This window comes from Glaciecola punicea ACAM 611, assembly GCF_000252165.1.
Classification (GTDB): domain Bacteria; phylum Pseudomonadota; class Gammaproteobacteria; order Enterobacterales; family Alteromonadaceae; genus Glaciecola; species Glaciecola punicea.
In genome coordinates, this window is record NZ_BAET01000019.1 from 16,177 (window position 1) to 35,238 (window position 19,062).

The window sequence follows — 19,062 nt, forward strand, 5'->3', positions numbered from 1 at the left end:
TGAGATGGCAAGAATGAAAGACTTTACAGATGTAATATGAATAAGGTGTATGTTACGATTATATCTATCAATTAGTCTAAACGAAATGATAATTTAGTGCTTTTGTACCGTAAATTAAACGCCAAATGTAAAATTACGTAAATAATATACCTTACGCCAATTGTAATGGTCTTATAGCGTGATGTAAGACCTAACAGCAACCGTGTTTTTAAGCGCATAAGTCTTAACGCTAAAATGAATAAAGCAGTTTACACGCAAAACGGCACGGGCGAATTCTATAGCCTTACCGCTTCAGCAGTCAAAATTTTCAAAGATGAAAGTATTTTATGGGTAAATGAGCTTAACCCTACTCCTTGAGGATAAACCTAAAGATTTGTTTACAGTGCTCTTTTACGCATTAACTATGATTTAAGCGCGCAAAACAAGTACTCTATGCACTTGTTCCTTAAAGTCAGTAGTGCATGTCAGATAAAATACGTTTAACACAATTTAGTCACGGCGCAGGCTGCGGCTGTAAAATTGCCCCAAACCTACTCGAACAGTTTCTAAAGACAGATTTTGTGCCCACGCCCGATCCTAAGTTACTCGTAGGCAACAGCACAAAAGACGACGCGGCAGTGTATGACTTAGGCGATGGCAGTGGCATTATTAGCACCACCGACTTTTTTATGCCCATTGTTGATGATGCTTTCGAATTTGGTAAAGTGGCAGCCACTAACGCTATTAGCGATGTATATGCCATGGGCGGCACACCCATTATGGCTATTGCGATACTCGGCTGGCCGACTAAAAGCCTTGGACCCGACATTGCTCAGCGCGTCATAGACGGCGCCAGGCACACCTGCCAAGAAGCGGGCATACAGCTAGCAGGTGGTCATTCAATTGATTCACCCGAGCCCATATTTGGCCTAGCCGTTACCGGTCGCGTAAAATTAGCGCATATGAAAAGAAACTGTTCTGCCAAAGCTGGTGACCACCTTTTCTTAACTAAACCACTGGGCGTAGGTATTCTCACCACGGCTGAAAAACAAGGCAAGCTCAAAGCCATGCACAGCCGCTTGGCGGTTAACAGCATGATGCAGCTAAATACCATTGGCGAGAAGCTTGGCAGCCTCAATGGCGTAAACGCAATGACCGACGTGACAGGTTTTGGCTTACTTGGTCACTTATTAGAAATATGTCAAGGCAGCCGCCTTAAAGCCACCGTTAATAGCCGCGCAGTACCAATATTAGATAGCGCTATATATGACTATATAAAGCAAGGCTGTGTGTCAGGCGGCAGCCAGCGTAACTGGGACAGCATACACCAGCACATATCACAAATAGATGCCATTACGCAGGCGCTGCTATGCGACCCACAAACCAGCGGTGGACTACTTGTGGCTATCGCGCCAAAAGCGCTAGGCGAAGCTAAAAACTTACTGACACAAGCCGGTTGTTATTATGAAGCGATTGGCTATTTACAAGAAATAAGCGTAAACGACCCACATCCGTTAATTGAGGTAATGATTTGAATAAAACGGATTTAGTAACAAGTACTGCATATAAAACACTTTTGCTACAACAGACTCCCATGATCGACCTGCGAGCGCCGGTCGAATTTGCAAAAGGCGCCCTACCGTTTTCGGTTAATTTGCCGTTCATAAATGATGAGGAACGCCGGCTTATCGGTATTTGTTATAAAAAGCACGGACAGCAGGCAGCCATTGAACTTGGCCACCAGCTAGTAAATGGCGACGCTAAGCATGCAAGAGTGAAGGCATGGCAGCAGTTTTTAAGCCAGCATCCAAATGCAATAATGTACTGCGCTCGCGGTGGTTTGCGTTCGCAGCTTAGCCAACAGTGGCTAAAGGAAAGTGGGCTTGATTGCGCGCGCGTAGACGGCGGTTTTAAATCTCTGCGTGCATATTTACTGGATTATTTAGAAAAGGCCTGTGCGCAACAGCGCTTCACAGTTTTGTCGGGCATGACCGGCACAGGTAAAACCGACATTCTCAAAATGCTGCCAAACAGCCTCGATCTTGAAGGTCATGCCAACCACAAAGGCTCAAGCTTTGGGCGGCCTTTAAACCAGCAGCCTATGCAAATAAATTTTGAACACTCACTTATTCTATCGCTGCTAAATATGCGTGAAAACAATCCGGGACAGCGCATAATATTAGAAGATGAAAGCCGCAACATTGGCGGCATTCACTTGCCAGAAACGCTTAATATGACCATGGCCGTCAGCGATATAATTGTGCTTGAAGTGCCGTTGGAGCAACGCATCGAAAAGCTCTTGCAAGAATATGTTGTACAGCGCTATGCAGACACCCTTGCGCATCACAAATGTATAAATCCTGAAAACTACCAACAGCGCGCTGAACAGGCATTTTCAGACTATTTAACAGATAGCTTGCAAAGACTAAACAAACGCCTCGGCAGTCAGCGCAGCAAAGAAATAATGGCGCTGATGAAGGCGGCCATTAAACATCAGCATGCAGACGCTTTTAGCAGCCACCAGCACTGGTTGCACGCAATCACTGTTGACTACTACGACCCTATGTACCTTTATCAACTAAAAAAGCGCAAAGACCGAATTGTGTTCAAAGGTAACTACAGCGCCATAGTTCATTGGTTACAGCAGCACTATGAATAGCGCAGTTGGTAGAACTAATAAAACCAATTAGTCTTGTTTATCTTTAATGCGAACATACACTACCACGCTGAAAAGCAATACCGCCACCGGTATTAGTGCAAGTAGAGGACGAGACATCGCTAAATCGCCTGCCAAAAAAACGATATAAGCAATTGCCACAAATGCGGCCACTGTGGCAACTAATTTAAGAGCTTTTTGCATGAATGATACCTTCCGTTTAATTATTTATGTAAATGTTTACGTTCGCCAATGCTGTATGGCTCAAACATTTATTGCATCAACGTGATTAAAGCATTGCATGAACTGTATGCACCTTAAATATTTCTAGCCATAAAAAAGGCAAGCATGTTAATGCTTGCCTTTTTAGTTACCGCTGCCATTTTACATGAAGTGAAAAGCAGCATAGAGAAAATGATATCTGTGACTAACTCACCATCATATTAGCTAATCGCTACTATGAAAACTGGTTCATAGTATTGTCTTCACCCGACGCTTTAAGCGCTTGGGTGCCCGAGAAGTATTCTTTATGATCATCGCCAATGTTCGACCCTGACATGTCTTGATGCTTCACGCAGGCTAGTCCTTGCCTAATTTCGCGGCGCTGCACACCCTGCACGTAGGCTAGCATACCTTGCTCACCAAAATAATCCTTGGCTAGGTTGTCGGTAGATAAGGCTGCGGTATGGTAAGTGGGCAAAGTAATCAAATGATGGAATATGCCCGCCTGCTGCGCGGCGTCTTTTTGGAAGCTCCGAATTTGCTCATCCGCGACTATAGCAAGCTCTGAACTATCGTAACTTTCGTTCATTAACTGCTCACGCTGATAGGCACCCACGTCGCGGCCTTGATCTGCCCACTGGTCAAATACTTGCTGGCGGAAATTAAGCGTCCAGTTAAACGAAGGGCTGTTGTTGTAAACCAGTTTGGCATTAGGCACCACTTCACGAATACGGTTCACCATACCGGCAATTTGGCCTATATGGGGTTTTTCAGTTTCAATCCACAGCAAATCAGCACCGTTTTGCAATGAGGTTATACAGTCTAAAACGCAGCGATCTTCGCCCGTGTTAGCTTTGAATTTAACGAGTCCGTTAGCTAAACGAGTGGGCCTAATAATTTTATCGCCCTGCTTAATAATTAAGTCGCCGCTTTGTAGGTCGCTCAACGAAGTCACCTCTTCGCCGTCTATGTAAGCGTTGTACTGCTGCGCTAAATCACCAGGGGCCTGCGACACTGGTATTTTCTGAGTAAGGCCTGCGCCCAATGAATCGGTGCGCGCAACAATTACGCCGTCTTCCACCCCAAGCTCTAAAAACGCATAGCGTACAGCGTTTATTTTGGCTAAGAAATCTTCATGAGGAACGGTTACTTTACCGTCTTGATGGCCACACTGCTTAGCGTCAGACACTTGATTTTCAATCTGAATGCAGCACGCACCTGCTTCAATCATTTTCTTAGCCAGTAAGTAGGTGGCTTCTTCGTTACCAAAGCCGGCGTCTATATCGGCAATAATTGGCACAACATGGGTTTCAAAGTTTTCAATTTGTTTTTCAACGCTGCGTGTTTTTACGTCATCGCCGGCACTACGAGCGGCATCTAAATCTTTGAAAAGATGGTTTAGCTCACGCGCATCGGCCTGCTTTAAAAACGTATATAGCTCCTCTATTAGTGCGGGAACAGAAGTTTTTTCATGCATAGACTGGTCGGGCAGAGGACCAAACTCAGATCGCATCGCCGCGACCATCCAGCCAGACAGGTACAGGTAGCGACCTTTGGTTGTGCTAAAATGCTTTTTGATTGAAATCATTTTTTGCTGGCCGATAAACCCGTGCCAGCAGCCAAGAGACTGCGTGTATTTGCTGCTGTCTTGATCGTAGCCGTCCATATCACTGCGCATAATGTTTGCAGTATAGTTAGCAATGTCCAAACCTGTCTTAAAACGATTCTGCAGGCGCATGCGCGCTACATTCTCAGGGTTAATCGCATTCCATAGCCCATCACGTTTCTTGATTATGCTGCTTACCTCATTGGTTTGTTCATTGTACGTTTTCATTATACTTCCTTTTCATTATAAAATTATTGGCCTTAGTATCTCTGCCGCTTTACGCGCAGTGTGTAACGATTCAGCCAATCGTGTGTTTACTAGCAGTTGAATACCTTATTAACAATTAATTATTTTGCCGCTGCTAACCTTCGCTTTTCTTGTTTAATAATATAGTGTAAATTGATTAAAAATTTCACAATTAAAATTTTACAATGTAAATTTTACAAAAGTGTTAAACGGTAAACGGCATGATTAGTATGAAAATATCGGTGCTAACGTGACTTTAGGAAACAAGGACACACCCATGAGAATTAGTAAAAGCTTAAGTCGAAAATCACATTTACTTGGCACTAAAATTCGTAATTTACGAAAGCGTAATAACCTGACCATGGAAGATTTATCGGCTCGTTGCATAAGAGTGAGTGCCCAGCTAGCGCCGTCCGTCAGCTATTTATCTATGATTGAGCGCGGCAAACGTGTGCCTAGTTACGACATGCTAGAGGTAATTGCGAATGTGTTTCAAAAAGAGGTAGATTGGTTTTTAGATGACGTGCCTGAAGAGCAGTCTATTACCCCTGACAAGGGCAACCGAGGCGGCATAAGCGGCATGGCTTTAGAGCCAAGCTTTCTTTTTTCCAACGAAATTTTACAAATTGCCATACCCGAAATGCTGTCGCAAACCGGCGTAAGCGGTCGTCAATTCGCTCACTTGTTAATTCGTGCTCACCAAGAACACCACCAAAACCATTTTCCAGACTTAGAGCGTGCTGCCGAAGAGGTGGGCCTGAAACGAATGCCCTTGAGTGTAGAAGACCTGTTTGATATTGCTAAAAACCTAGGCCTGCACGTTAAATGGTTTGACAGCATGCCTAAGTCGGCCAAAGACGAGCTTGGAGTGAGTTCACGAAGTGTCGTTACTTCATTTTACGATCCGCCTAGCTCCATTAATTTAAATACTCTATTAAAAAAATTCCCCACTCGCTTAAAATATGATTTAGCGGTGCATATTGGTCATAGCGTGCTGCACAATCGCGATGGGCTGAAAAGCGTGTTAGTCACTGGCAACACGGTGGATCAATCTAGCAGCGCATTGTTTGATGCAACTCCACAGTCGTCTACCGTAAACGCACAAGACATTTTGCATGCGTGGCGCGATTTCGAGTCTAGCTTTTTTGCAGGCGCGTTGTTATGCCCCAAAGTGCCTTTTAGGCAATTACTTGACCGTCACGGCTATGAAGTTAGCGTGCACGAGCAACTAGGTGTATCGGCCTCGGTGGCAATGCGCCGAATGACAGCAGTTTCACCCTACGCGCACTGGCATTATTTTGATGCTTACGCACCGGGAAAATTAAAAGCCGTTTACCGAGGCAACGGCATTCCCCTGCCCTGGGGCAATATGCGCTTAGTCGAAGATCCATGCCAGCACTGGGCGGTTTTTAGAATGATAAACGTACCCACCACCGGCACTTCAGCACAAATTTCTATTCTAAATGTAGAAGACAAGCCAAGAATATACTGCTGTGAGTCAACCAGCGTAAAAGACTTAGCCGACAACAACCACGTGTTGTGCACCGGCATAGATTTGAACCCCGCAATAGAAGCACAAGGCGGTGACGCTAATCAGATGGCTGAAGACTTGAAGAAAGCGTGTGCCGAAAACGAAGGGCAAAGTGCTATACCCGCCTCTATTAAGAATAAGCTGTCGAGTGTGTCGCGTATATTGAATATTAATTGGATAGAACGTGGCATAGCAGCTGACGCTCGGCTTATTTGTTCGCGCGGGGCGCATTGTCCGCGCGTCCCAAGTTGCTATGCTAGCAGCAAAGAATGTTCATAGTTTAGCTTAATCTCTTTTTGCTACCGCTGCCTGCATGGCCGGCGGCGAAGCATTCCTTCAAATTTTAGATTCTATTCTTGGCTGTAGAAGCCTTATTTCCTGATGATAGTGTCTTTGCAAACTATTGATGCCTGAAAATATTACAATTTAATAGAAAGAATTTCACTCATTGTAAGCCGTTCTTTATTAAGGGCGCGTGATCGTGTTTGTAACTACATGTTTAAAATCGAAAATATGAAATTTAAAATATAAGCGCCAATTGGCACCCTATCTGCACTAATTCATGGTGCTAATGGAGGCATTATGTCTAATATTAATTTCAACACCTATCTCGTCGTGAAAAACGTTCAAGCCGCTACGAATGTAATCAATATATTGCGCGAGACTAGAGTCAGCGAAGATTGCATTGGCGTGGTCAGTAAAGACAGCGAAATAGCACTGGCAGATCTCCCTGAATTGGATACTAGCGGTAAATCTAAACTACCCGAAGCGCTAACCCGAGGGGCTCTCATAGGCTCGGGATTGTGTCTAATTGTTGGTGTGCTGCTTACTGCATTTCCTGTCGCTGGCGTAACGCTAGGCGGCGCTGCAATTGCCAGTATGGCGGCAGGCGGCGCCGTTTTTGGCGCATGGTCAGCTTCTATGGTGGCTATTAGTGCGGCAATTGCCAGTATGGCGGCAGGCGGCGCCGTTTTTTGCGCATGGTCAGCTTCAATGGTGGGCACTAGTAAAAGCAGTTCCTTAGTGGCAGAGTTTGACGATGCTTTAAACAACGAAGACACACTAATATTTTGCTATTTACGATCTGAGCAAGTAAAGCAAGTGAATGAAAAAATTAACGCAGCACATATCGGCGGAATATTAAAAAAGGGGGCAACTTCTGATTAGTGCACAAATTATGAATGACGCAAATGACTAAGACACCAAAGGAGAGAATATGACAACCAAGAATTCAGCAAACGCAAGCTATGAAGGACTAGGTAAAAAAGGCAAAGGACATGTGTCGACAGAGTCTGGTGCTTTAGACAAACAGCCTTACGGTTTCAACACGCGCTTTGAAGACGGCAACGGGACTAACCCAGAAGAACAAATTGCGGCAGCGCATGCTAGTTGCTTTACAATGGCGCTTTCATTTGCACTAGCCGATAAGGGCTATAATGATGGTAATTTACAGACAAAAGCAACGTTGAGTTTAGAGCAAGATGGCGATGGATTCACCATCACTAAGTCGCAGCTTGTATTACACGCAAAAGTAAGCGGTATTAACGAGACTGAGTTTACCAAGATTGCACAAGGCGCTAAAAAAAACTGCCCTATTTCAAAGGTACTCAAGTGCGAGATCACTCTTGAAATAGAGGGATTTTCTGCCGCAGGCTAATCTACTTAGCCAGAGGGTGATTCGCGCAAGTCACCCTCTTTAACTATCATCAAATTCAAGTAAATATTAACTTTAAGAATGCATTCGCCTATCTAATACCAAAACGTGTTTGACCTGCTGCCTCTTCTTCTCGTAATATAAACCTTGCTATAACATTGTTTTAGAACGTGTTAGCTAATAATTTAGTAGCTATTTTTTACAGAATACAGTTTACTCTACCGCCAGTATTAAGCAGCACACACAAACATTACATCAATAGGGAAAAAAATTATGTCTAAACAACGCAGGCACATTCATAAAAGACCGTTATTTCAATTATCTTTATGCGCTGGCTTCGTCGCAACTGTGGTAGCGAGTCAAAGTGCACTTGCTCAATCTGCGCCAGACAACGTCGTAACCAACGACACCGCGATTGAAAAAATAAGCGTTATCGGATCACGCCGTATAGGGCGAACGGTTGAAGACAGCTCAGTGCCTATTGATATTATCGATTCAGAGGCGCTATCTTCATCAGGACTTACCGAAACTAATATGGTACTTAGCACATTATTACCTAGCTTCAACTTTCCTCAGCCATCTATTACTGACGGGACAGACCACGTTAGACCCGCTCAGTTACGCGGCCTTGCACCCGATCACACATTAGTATTGATAAACGGAAAGCGTCGCCATACCAGCGCATTGCTTAACTTGAACGGTTCAGCAGGTCGCGGCTCCTCTGCGGTCGATTTAAACGCTATCCCCGTTAACGCTATTAAGCGCATTGAAGTATTGCGCGACGGCGCTGCCGCACAATACGGTTCAGACGCCATTGCTGGGGTTATCAATATTGTCCTAAAAGACGCTGACAACGGCGGCTCCATGTCAGTTACTTATGGTGCGAACGCAACCACCATGGACGGCGTGCCAAGGTTAACGGGCGTATCACAAGGCGCTGACGGTAAACTAGCCTTTACCGAAGGCTCTGATCGCAAGATCACCGATGGTCAAACTACCACCGTACGCGGAAACATCGGTTTAAGTATAGCCGATAACGGCTTTTTAAACGTGTCAGGCGAATATAGACAGCGCAACGCAACTAATCGCGCAGACTATGATCAGCGCGAAAACTACGCACGCTTAGACGACGCTAGCTTAGATCCTCGCGAACTGACCGTTAATCGCTACAATCACAACTTTGGTAACGGCGACGTTACCGATCTTGCCATATTTTATAACGCAGGCAGCAGCATAAATGCGAATATGGACTGGTATTCTTTTGGTTCATATAGCTCACGCACGGGCGAAGGAAGCGGTTTTTATCGCCGGGCGCAAGACGCTAGAAACGTGACAGAAATTTATCCAGACGGTTTCTTACCCACCATCACCTCAAAAATTGCTGACTATTCTTTCGCGTTTGGTGTAAAAGGCATATACGATGAATGGGACTACGATTTATCTGCAGTGTACGGAAGTGACGACTTCAACTTCGGTGTAATCAACAGCTTAAATACGTCCTTAGGTCCAACGAGTCCAACTGAGTTTGATGCGGGCACACTCATATATGAACAGTTTGTATTTAATGCAGACGCCAGCAGGCTTTACCGCGTTGACTTCTTTGCCAGCGATATGAACCTTGCCATTGGCGCAGAGTATCGTCGTGAAGACTACGCTATTGAAGCAGGCGATTCAGCCTCTTTTGCCCAAGGCCCATTTGGACCTCGCGGTGCAGCGCCTGGTGTAAGTAATAGTTTAGGCGCCGCCGGTTCGCAAGTATTCCCCGGTTTTACAACTGCATCTGCTAGCAATAACTCGCGTGAAAACTTCAGTGCTTACATCGATTTAGAAGCTGACGTGACTGAAATGTGGAACGTAGCTGTTGCCGCTCGTTTTGAAGACTATTCTGATTTTGGCTCAACCTTCAACTGGAAAGTGTCTAACCGCCTGATGTTAACAGACGCATTTTCACTGCGTGGTTCAATCTCTACCGGCTTTAGAGCACCTTCACTACAGCAGCAGTTCTTTACCTCAATTGCGACCGTGTTTGTGGATGGAGAACCGACTGAAACAGGCACATTCTCACCCTCGTCAAAGGTAGCCCTTGCGCTAGGTAGCCCAGGTTTAGATGCGGAAGAATCCACCAATATGAGTGTAGGCTTTAGTTTTGCGCCTTCATCAAATTTCAACTTAACCGTAGACTTCTATGAAATAGACATTGATGACCGCATTGTATTGTCAAGCAACCTGTCGGGAGCAGCGGTTGAAGAGTTGTTAGCAGGCACAGGCGCTAACCGCGGCCGTTTCTTTTTAAATGCTATTGACTCCACCACCAAAGGCTTTGACATAGTCTCGAGTTATAATCTTGAACTAGACAACAACAGTGTAATGTTTAGTGTGGGCTACAACCAAAACGATAATGAAGTGACTAGCGTTATCGATCCACCGGCCTTACTCCAGGGCGCTGGCGTGGATCAAAACAACCTCTTTGATGGCAACGAACTGCGCCGCTTTGAAGTTGGCTCACCCGACGAAAAGCTTAACTTAAGCGCGATATGGACATCACCCTATGCCACCACCACCTTAAGAACAACACGCTATGGTGAGACGCAAGATCCGTCTGACAACCCGTTGCGAAACGAAGTACTGCCGGGTAAGTGGATAACCGACTTAGATGTTAATTACCCTATCACCGAGCAGCTAAGCGTATCGTTAGGCGCCAACAACATACTTGATGTGTATCCCGATACAACACGCGAACTGGTAGATGATGTTACTACCTTCTCGCGCTTGTTCTCGTACTCTGGCTTTTCGCCTTTTGGTTTTAACGGCCGCTATGTGTATGGACAGATACGCTATACGTTCTAATATGCGCTAGTAGTTAATGTAAACAAGAAATGGGCCCTACTGGCCCATTTTTTATGTCTATCTCAATGTAGTATATCGACCAAACAAAGCACTACTATTTTTTGATTTGGCGATAGATAAATAGCACAAGTAAGGCGCCAACAACAGCAGTTACCATGCTGCCTAAACTAAAAGTACCAATGCTGCCTAGTCCAAAAAATGCGCCTATCCAACCGCCAACAAAGGCGCCGACAATGCCCAGTACGGTGGTCATAATAAAACCACCGCCGTCTTTGCCGGGCATAATCACTTTAGCAATGATGCCCGCAATTAAGCCAAATATTATCCATGATAAAATACCCATAGTGTTTCCTTTTTATTCTTGTGAACTCACCTAAATCTTTTCAGTTTGCTACTTTAATGTCACGATAATGACGGGCAGCTTTGGGGTGCTGTAATATCCCTTTTCACCGCTGCACAGGGCCATAAAGGCTAAACTAAAAAAAACCCGGAAATTAATTCCGGGTTTTTATATCGTTAACTAAAGCTTAGAAGCGGTAGTTTACACCTACACGCACTTCCCATAGAGAAGGCGCTCTGGAAATAGACTGACCTGGCTTTTCAAAGTTTTTGTAGAAAAAGTTACCATTGCCATCTGTATCAACGTCAACAACTTCGTCGCCTACAAATGAGCCTTGACGAAAATCGCCCCAGTCATCGTTTAGCATATTCGTAAAGTTCTCGATAACAATAAATGCGCTAGCTTTATGACCTTCAATAAAACCAGGTAACTGCTGACTTACACGAATATCGGCTTTAACCCACCAGTCTGCATTTCGGCTGTTACGCTCAGTCGTTTGACCACGTGCAAAGCCCTCACCGTCAGCCCATGCAAAGAAAGCGGCTTCATCTGCTGCATCTAAGAATGAAACACCGTCAGAGCCATCACCTGTTGGAATGTAAAGCAGTTGACGACGATCCGGTGAATCAAATGCAAACGCTTCTTCGATACCGTCTTCACGACGAGGACGGTCTTTGTTGAACACATATGATATTGGCTTGCCATCGCTGGCTTGGCCGAACAGCGTAAAGCGCGTTTCGTACCCTGAAACAAACTCAGTTGCGTAACCTAGGCTAAGCGTTGCACGATGCGGTATCTCATAGTCAGACGTTGCAGCACCTGGGTTATTAGCCGCACTTGTGGCAAAGTTAGAATAGTTAGAAAATGCAACAGAACTTGTCATTGGGTTGGCATCTTCTGACTGGACGTATGAATAGCCTAAGGTTGCATCAATACCGATGTCCCAAGATTTAGCGACGCTCAATGAAAAGATAGACGATTTACCGTCACCTTGCGCTACGTTACCTAATACAAAATCGCTACCTACTCTTCTGCTAGGATCTACTAGCGCATAATCTGGACGACCGCCCAACGTAGTACCCGCACCCACAAGTGTCAGGTTTGGATCGCGATAAATCGCAGAGTCTTGCTTGTCAGTAAATATAATATCTGCTGATATAATATAGTCCATAGGCGCAATATACGTTAGGCCCAAGGTATACTTCCACTCTGACGGAATTTCAAAGTCAGGATCAGTTGCAACCGTATTTCCATCGCCATTTTCGGTGCTAGTGTTAGCCACTAAATCAACTAGTTCTTGCGGTGCATCAAAGATAGGACGACCTCCACCAGAAAGTGGTATATCAAGAATAGAAGTAGTACCACCATCCCATCCGTTTATGTCACGCTCACGCGTGCTGATGTTTGTTACGCCGTCATTTGAGTAAGCGTTCGAAATCCACACGTTAGGGTTACCACCTGAGAACAAGCCAACACCACCACGTACTTCTAATACATCACTTACCGCCCAGTTAAACGCAACACGCGGCTGTAGCAAACTTATACCGTCTACGTTGCCTTGGTTACTAAAACCATAACGCTGCGTAAAGTTATTGTTTAAGTTAGGTACATCACCCGACGAATACTCTTCATAGCGCAAACCAACTTTAACTTGGATGTCGTCTGTTATATAAAATTCATTTTGTAAGTACAATGACAAAATATCAAAGTTAAATGTAGCGCCCGCATCGGCTGGGTTATTAGTTCCCGCTGAGTTGTTATAGTAAATACTATTCGCTAATCCGGCTTCAAAATCATCAATACTATTAAATCGGTACTCACCAATGGTGTGCTGCATAAACAAGTTAAATACGTCTTGCTCTTCATATTCGACACCAGCGGTTATTTTATGGTCGCCAAAGTAGTAGGTACCCGCCAGTTTAAAATCAAACCTTTCCCAGTTTAGGTCATTTGACTGGCGCGAGTCATCTGGACCAATGAAGACTGTGCCTCCGCCTTCTGTTCTAATTTGCGCTTCACCAAATCCAGATGCAGCATCTATTGATACTTGACGGTTATCTAGGTTAGTTTGGCCTAAACGGAATTCAGTAGAAAAGTCGTCTGTCCAGTTTGAGTATACTGTTAAAACGGTTGAATCTAGTTCAGCGCCCTGCTCATAAAAATGGTTAGACAATGATACACGACCAAAGCCGCCGTCTGACTGGCTTAATGTAAAGCCGTCGTTGTATATGTAAACTAAAGCTGCACGGTGGTCATCATTGATGTTCCAGTCTAGCTTAAGCAAAATCTTTTCATCGTCAACCGGTGAGCTTGGGGGGGTACCGCCAACATCATAGCCGTATACTTCTTGTGCAATGCGCGAAACGTCGCTTATGTCTTGCTCGGTAACTCTGTCCCCGCCAAAGTTGTAGTCGAACAAACGAACGCCTTCTAAAGCTTCGTATGCTGCATATATAAACAACTTATCTTTAATAAGAGGTGCGCCTATGTTGAAACCATAGCGCTCTTCGGTATAGTTACCGTTATCACGTTTTTCGCCATCGGCGGTGTCGCCACGAAATGAATCGCTGGTGTAATCAAAAAACACGCCGCCGGTAATTTCATTGGTACCAGATTTTATAACCGCGTTAATGTTACAGGCTGTAAAACCACCGTACTCAACATCCATTGGCGCTAGTTCAACCGCGACTTCTTGTACCGCGTCAAACGAAAATGGAGTACGTATAGTCGGGTAGCCGTTACTGCTTAAGCCGAAGGTATCGTTCAAGCGAACACCGTCTAGCGTTAGGCTGTTAAAACGGGGGCTTGCGCCGCCACAACGGACTGAATCGTTGGCACTTTCGTCTACGAAGATACGCGGATCGGCACGCACAATATCGTTTATATCACGGTTTATCGCCGGTGCGTTTTGAATGTCATCTAAACTAAACACTGACTGCGGGCCAGTTGCGCCAAAAACAGACGTGCTTACCGCAGAAGATTTAACCGTAATAACTTCAATTGATGAAGCGTCTTCTAGCTGCAAATCTATATCAAAAGCTTCACCAATATTCAAAAACACGCCGTCGATGTTAGCGTCTTGAAACTGATCAGAATCAACGATTACTTGATAGGGTCCACCTACACGCAAGCCGCGCATGGTAAATGTACCGGTGTCACTAACCGTTGTTTGACGACTCGTACCAGAGGGTAAATGCACCACTGTTACCAAGGTCCCGGCAGCAGGAGCGCCGGAAGGAGTCGTTATTGATCCTTCCATAGCTGATGATGTTTCTTGCGCCATAGTGGCGGTTGAAAGACCAACAGACAAGGCAACTGCTATTGCGATTTTGCTTAAATTATTGTTTGTAAACATTGAAGTTTCCCTATGTGTGTTTTGAATAATGCTTAAATTCCCCAGGAGATTGTCCACGGTATCCTTTACAGTTTCATTACAGTTTTGTCTTTTTTATGTTTTTTGTGTTTTTGTGTTTTCTTATTTTATTTCGCAGCCATCGCTTAAACATATTAGCTCAAGATTTAAAATCAATAGCACGACAAATTTAGTATAGAGTAAGCTAGCTTTGGTTACAAAATACTTATGTGATTAAAGAACACCCTAAATGTGAATGCATAAGGAATATGGCTAACTGTAGAGGCTATGTTATTGACTCGGCTACGAATATTGATGTGACTCAAGAAATGATTGTTTTCACCAAAATGTTGAGTAATTATTATAAAAGATAAAATTACGCTGAAAAATAGTGAAAATTCCCTTAATTTATTTTAGAAGCGTTACTTTTTCTTATTCCAGCTTTGTAATTTATCTATCGTTGACTTTGAGCTTGTGTCGAACGTCTTTTACAAGCCATCACGCTACAATTTTTTTATATCGTGTAAAACAACTCAAAACTAGCGCCAAGTTTAGCCATTATAAACAAATCGCAGGTAGGACCATAAGCATCAGCAAACAATAGCAAGAGCTTGTTGACATCATCGCCGACTTTTCTAAAGTTTTGGCAGCGTAAATCATATGAATTTAACTCACCCCTTACGGTTTGGATGTTAATCTGCTGCGCCATAGAGATCACATGGTGATAAACACCTCCGTCTAAAATTTCTGCCTTTATCGTAATAATTTTCTTACCTGCAGACTTAAGTGCAATGCGCGTCAGTAATTCGTTTTGCACGTCTTGGCTTACCTCTACGCCTTCAAACTCGCTCATTGTGGCCACTAGTGTAAGTGCCTTGCCTAATTCGTTGTAAAATATATAGCTTTCAAACAAGCTGCTCATGCCTGCTGACACTGTTTTGGTCGCCAAGTAGTCTTTAAGTAAAGTAACCACGCGCATTTCACGAGTATAAAGATTGAACTGCTGCGTGTGAAAATAATACATCGACTTAAGCCAAGCGGTTCTGGCGTGCTCGAATAAATTACGGCTGCCGCGCATGTCTAAGGATTCAATTTCTTGGGACGCCTGCTCGAAGTTTTTAGCATTTACTAATGTGAGTATTTTATCATATTTTATTTTGTAGTCTCTAGACACTGCGGTTCTATCTTTTCCGCCACGAGATTCAAGCAAACGAAAGAAAATTTCAGTGTGACTTGCCACATTTGTACCATCGCTTGTTGCCGGTTTGTATTGAAACGCATTTACGCGCCGAAAAGCGGCAGCGGTAATTATGTCATCGCCTGATGAATCAACTACTATAATATCTTCAACGCTACCTTTGTCGTTTATGACGTAATTTAGTAAGGCCCATCCTTCTTGACCATTGCGCGGATTATAATCAAAATCTTGCTCTGACCCTTGCCCAACTAACGTGGCAGAAACAAAGCTTTGAGCTTGTATTGACGCGCTGAGTATCAGTAAGAAAATAAATAATGATTTTAAAATTGGCATGCCGCATTCCTTGATAGCCAAATGGCACTGATAATAAGAGCTCGATATTACGAACAATGAGATTGAGTGTAAACCTTTTTTGTTGTGTAAAAAAACATGATTAGCCAATCGTATAATACGATTAAGGCAATCTATTTTACTCACTTTTAACTATTAGAAACTTCTATACACTCGTCTCCATTGAACCAAGGCTTCGTGCCGCCACCAGGCATTTAGCGCTACCTTACAAATACAAAATTCGGGAGAAGTCGTATGCAACAAGACCAAAACTCACCAGCCGGCAAGTGTCCTTTCATGCATGGCAGCAATACCACAGTAGGCGGTGACGGCACCAAGAATATAGACTGGTGGCCAAACCAACTAAATATCAGAATTTTGCATCAAAACGATAAAAAAACGAATCCTTTAGGGGAGAGTTTTGACTACCAAGCCGCTTTTAACAAACTTGACCTAAACACGCTTAAAAATGACATTGAAAAAATGCTGACCGATTCCAAAGATTGGTGGCCAGCCGACTATGGTCACTACGGACCTTTCATGATCAGAATGGCATGGCATGCAGCAGGCACATATCGCGAAGGCGACGGGCGCGGCGGTTCTGGTAGTGGTAATCAGCGTTTTGCACCTTTAAACAGCTGGCCCGACAACGGCAATCTTGACAAAGCGCGCCGCTTGCTTTGGCCGATAAAACAACAGTACGGCAGTAGCTTGTCATGGGCCGACTTATTTATTTTAACCGGTAACGTAGCGCTAGACTCGATGGGCTTAAAAACCTTCGGCTTTGGCGGTGGCAGACAAGACATATGGGAGCCTGAAGAAGACATATACTGGGGCAGCGAAAAGAAATGGCTGGATAACAAGCGCTATAGCGGCGAACGCGAGCTAGCACAGCCTTTAGCCGCGGTGCAAATGGGCCTTATTTATGTTAATCCAGAAGGACCCGACGGCAACCCTGACCCGCTTGCATCTGCCAAAGATATTCGCGAAACCTTTGCGCGCATGGCTATGAATGACTACGAAACCGTTGCCTTAACTGCAGGCGGGCACACTTTTGGAAAAAGTCACGGCGCTGCCCCCGACTTGCACCACGGGCCGGAGCCTGAAGCTGCCCCTATTGAGCAAATGGGACTTGGTTGGAAGAACAATTTCAAATCAGGTAAAGGACGCGACACCATCACCAGTGGCATTGAAGGCGCATGGACACCCACACCAACGAAGTGGGACATGAGTTATTTTGATATGCTGTTTGGCTATGAGTGGGAATTAACCACCTCGCCAGCAGGCGCAAAACAATGGCAAGCGATAGATCTTAAAACACAAGATCATGCCCCCGACGTTGAAGACGCCAGCATAAAACTGGATATTATGATGACCACTGCCGACATGGCCATGAAAATGGATCCTGAGTATCGTAAAATTTCAGCGCATTTTCATAAAAACCCACAAGAGTTTGCCGATGCTTTCGCACGTGCTTGGTTTAAGTTAACCCACCGCGACATGGGTCCAAAATCGCGTTATTTAGGCAGTGATGTGCCCAAGGAAGACTTAATTTGGCAAGATCCGTTGCCTGTTAGAGATTACGACTTAGTCAGCGAGCAAGACCTTAAACAGTTAAAACTAACAATTGCACACAGCGGTTTGTCTATGAATGAAATGGTGTATACCGCATGGTCATCGGCGTCTACTTTTAGAGGTTCAGATGCAAGAGGCGGCGCTAATGGCGCAAGAATAAGATTTGCCCCGCAAAAAGATTGGGACGTAAATCAGCCGGAGCAACTAGCGAAAGTGTTAGCAGTACTGCAAAAAATACAGATCTCGTTTAATGCCAATGCGGATAACAAACAGGTTTCTATTGCCGATTTGATTGTGCTTGCAGGTGCGGTGGGTATTGAAAAAGCAGCAAGCAATACGGGAGTAGACATCACGGTGCCGTTTGCCCCAGGCAGAGTGGATGCACTTGAGGAGCAAACAGATGTAGCGTCATTTGACGTGCTTGAACCAATAGCCGATGGTTTTAGAAATTACCAAAAACAGCGCTTTACGGCTTCAAGCGAAGAGCTACTCTTAGACAAGGCGCAGCTACTAACCTTAACCGCGCCTGAAATGACAGTCTTAGTCGGCGGAATGCGTGCTATTGGCGTTAACTTCCAAGAAACCAAGTACGGCATGTTTGGCAGCGAAGGCGGTAAATTAAACAACGCATTTTTTACCCACTTACTCGATATGAACATAACGTGGACACCCAATAATGAACATGCGCAGTATTTTACAGGCAAAGACACTAGCAAAGAAGGGGCGAAATATATCGCAAGTCGCGCAGACTTAATGTTTGGCGCCAACTCTTTGCTTCGCGCTGTTAGTGAGGTGTATGCACAAGATGACGCTACAGAGAAGTTTGTGAGAGACTTCGTAATGGCGTGGAATAAAGTGATGAATGCCGACAGATTTGATATAGCCTAGGCCCTAATAGGCTATCTTAGAAAAAACAGCGAGCCTAATCATATTTGACCAGGCTCGTTTTTTTTGCCAGTTTCGCTGGCCAAAGCACCGCGTGCTAGTAATTGATGACATGGGTCAGTAGACCATCAAAAATGATGCGCTAAGTCTGCCAACCGCCCTTATAAAACCACTTTTTTTTGGGCGCAAAAAAAGCAATCCTTGAAACTTACCTTTTTTATGCACAGATAAGGTGTCGGCTATTTTGAATAGTGTAAGCAAGACACTGTTTTAATGAGTAAGCGGATCTGAGCCCGACTTATCTGGGTTGTAGTTTTCATAACGAGCGGCCTTATAAAACATTATAAGCGCCGCCACTACTGTAACTTGTACAAACAACGACACCATAAAGAAGGCGGCACCAAGGCCAATGCTGCTCGACACAAACATCACCCCAACATGACTAAAAAATGCAATAAAGGTAACCGCAAAAAGTACATAAAGCTCTTCTAGCTTGACTATATTCTTGCCAGCGTGAAGTAACTTAGCATATACTAAATAATAAAAAAGCGCGGGTAAAAACGAAAGAATGCCGCTAGATATTGCCAATGTCTTTAGTGTGCTTTTTCTGTTCATGGTAATTTTCCGAAATTTAAGAAGTG

14 protein-coding genes are annotated in these 19,062 nt (G+C 44.4%); 8 read left to right on the forward strand and 6 right to left on the reverse strand.

Features of this window, described 5'->3' with window-relative positions; all coding sequences use genetic code 11:
- Positions 1 to 234: 234 nt before the first annotated feature.
- The 3 genes from GPUN_RS14730 (at position 235) to mnmH (ending at position 2,638) form a co-directional block, all read left to right on the forward strand.
- Positions 235 to 357 (forward strand): hypothetical protein, encoded by a 123-nt coding sequence (locus tag GPUN_RS14730; protein ID WP_006005506.1) that lies wholly within the window; start codon positions 235 to 237, stop codon positions 355 to 357.
- 104 nt (positions 358 to 461) lie between these two features.
- A complete protein-coding gene (gene selD, locus GPUN_RS08265; protein ID WP_006005508.1) occupies positions 462 to 1,514 on the forward strand; it encodes a selenide, water dikinase SelD in 1,053 nt (350 codons plus the stop codon).
- Positions 1,511 to 2,638, forward strand: a complete 1,128-nt coding sequence (gene mnmH, locus GPUN_RS08270) for a tRNA 2-selenouridine(34) synthase MnmH (RefSeq protein WP_040520717.1) — start codon at positions 1,511 to 1,513, stop codon at positions 2,636 to 2,638. The genes selD and mnmH overlap by 4 nt, the downstream gene beginning before the upstream one ends.
- Positions 2,639 to 2,665: 27 nt before the next feature.
- Here the strand turns inward: mnmH and GPUN_RS14470 are convergent, their stop codons facing one another.
- Positions 2,666 to 2,839: a hypothetical protein gene (locus GPUN_RS14470; protein ID WP_006005512.1), complete on the reverse strand. Its 174-nt coding sequence runs from the start codon at positions 2,837 to 2,839 to the stop codon at positions 2,666 to 2,668.
- Positions 2,840 to 3,092: 253 nt separating this feature from the next.
- Positions 3,093 to 4,691: an isocitrate lyase gene (locus GPUN_RS08275; protein WP_006005514.1), complete on the reverse strand. Its 1,599-nt coding sequence runs from the start codon at positions 4,689 to 4,691 to the stop codon at positions 3,093 to 3,095.
- 295 nt (positions 4,692 to 4,986) lie between these two features.
- On the opposite strand from GPUN_RS08275, the gene GPUN_RS08280 reads away from it, so the two are divergent.
- The 4 genes from GPUN_RS08280 to GPUN_RS08295 all read left to right on the forward strand — a co-directional run bounded on the left by GPUN_RS08280 (position 4,987) and on the right by GPUN_RS08295 (position 10,741).
- Positions 4,987 to 6,519 carry a DUF3612 domain-containing protein gene (locus tag GPUN_RS08280; RefSeq protein ID WP_006005518.1) on the forward strand — a complete coding sequence of 511 codons (1,533 nt, stop codon included), beginning with the start codon at positions 4,987 to 4,989 and terminating at the stop codon, positions 6,517 to 6,519.
- Between the two features lie 303 nt (positions 6,520 to 6,822).
- The gene (locus GPUN_RS08285) at positions 6,823 to 7,407 is read left to right on the forward strand and encodes a hypothetical protein (RefSeq protein WP_006005521.1); all 585 of its coding nucleotides are present in this window, start codon (positions 6,823 to 6,825) and stop codon (positions 7,405 to 7,407) included.
- Positions 7,408 to 7,456: 49 nt separating this feature from the next.
- On the forward strand, positions 7,457 to 7,897 hold the full coding sequence (locus GPUN_RS08290; RefSeq protein ID WP_006005523.1) for an OsmC family protein: 441 nt from the start codon (positions 7,457 to 7,459) through the stop codon (positions 7,895 to 7,897).
- Positions 7,898 to 8,167: 270 nt separating this feature from the next.
- Positions 8,168 to 10,741: a TonB-dependent receptor plug domain-containing protein gene (locus GPUN_RS08295; protein WP_006005524.1), complete on the forward strand. Its 2,574-nt coding sequence runs from the start codon at positions 8,168 to 8,170 to the stop codon at positions 10,739 to 10,741.
- Between the two features lie 94 nt (positions 10,742 to 10,835).
- On the opposite strand, the gene GPUN_RS08300 is transcribed toward GPUN_RS08295, so the two are convergent.
- From GPUN_RS08300 to GPUN_RS08310, 3 genes are all read right to left on the reverse strand, one after another.
- Positions 10,836 to 11,084 carry a GlsB/YeaQ/YmgE family stress response membrane protein gene (locus tag GPUN_RS08300; protein ID WP_006005527.1) on the reverse strand — a complete coding sequence of 83 codons (249 nt, stop codon included), beginning with the start codon at positions 11,082 to 11,084 and terminating at the stop codon, positions 10,836 to 10,838.
- 184 nt (positions 11,085 to 11,268) lie between these two features.
- Entirely contained in the window at positions 11,269 to 14,436 is a 3,168-nt protein-coding gene (locus GPUN_RS08305; protein WP_006005528.1) for a TonB-dependent receptor, read from the reverse strand.
- Between the two features lie 511 nt (positions 14,437 to 14,947).
- Positions 14,948 to 15,964, reverse strand: coding sequence for an energy transducer TonB (locus GPUN_RS08310; protein WP_006005530.1), 1,017 nt, complete (start codon positions 15,962 to 15,964; stop codon positions 14,948 to 14,950).
- 252 nt (positions 15,965 to 16,216) lie between these two features.
- Here GPUN_RS08310 and katG point away from each other — a divergent pair, with 252 nt between their 5' ends.
- Complete coding sequence (katG, locus tag GPUN_RS08315; protein ID WP_006005532.1) at positions 16,217 to 18,424, forward strand: catalase/peroxidase HPI; 2,208 nt, start codon at positions 16,217 to 16,219, stop codon at positions 18,422 to 18,424.
- A gap of 267 nt (positions 18,425 to 18,691) precedes the next feature.
- Here katG and GPUN_RS08320 read toward each other — a convergent pair whose 3' ends face one another.
- Positions 18,692 to 19,036, reverse strand: coding sequence for a hypothetical protein (locus GPUN_RS08320; protein WP_006005535.1), 345 nt, complete (start codon positions 19,034 to 19,036; stop codon positions 18,692 to 18,694).
- Between the last annotated feature and the right edge of the window lie 26 nt (positions 19,037 to 19,062).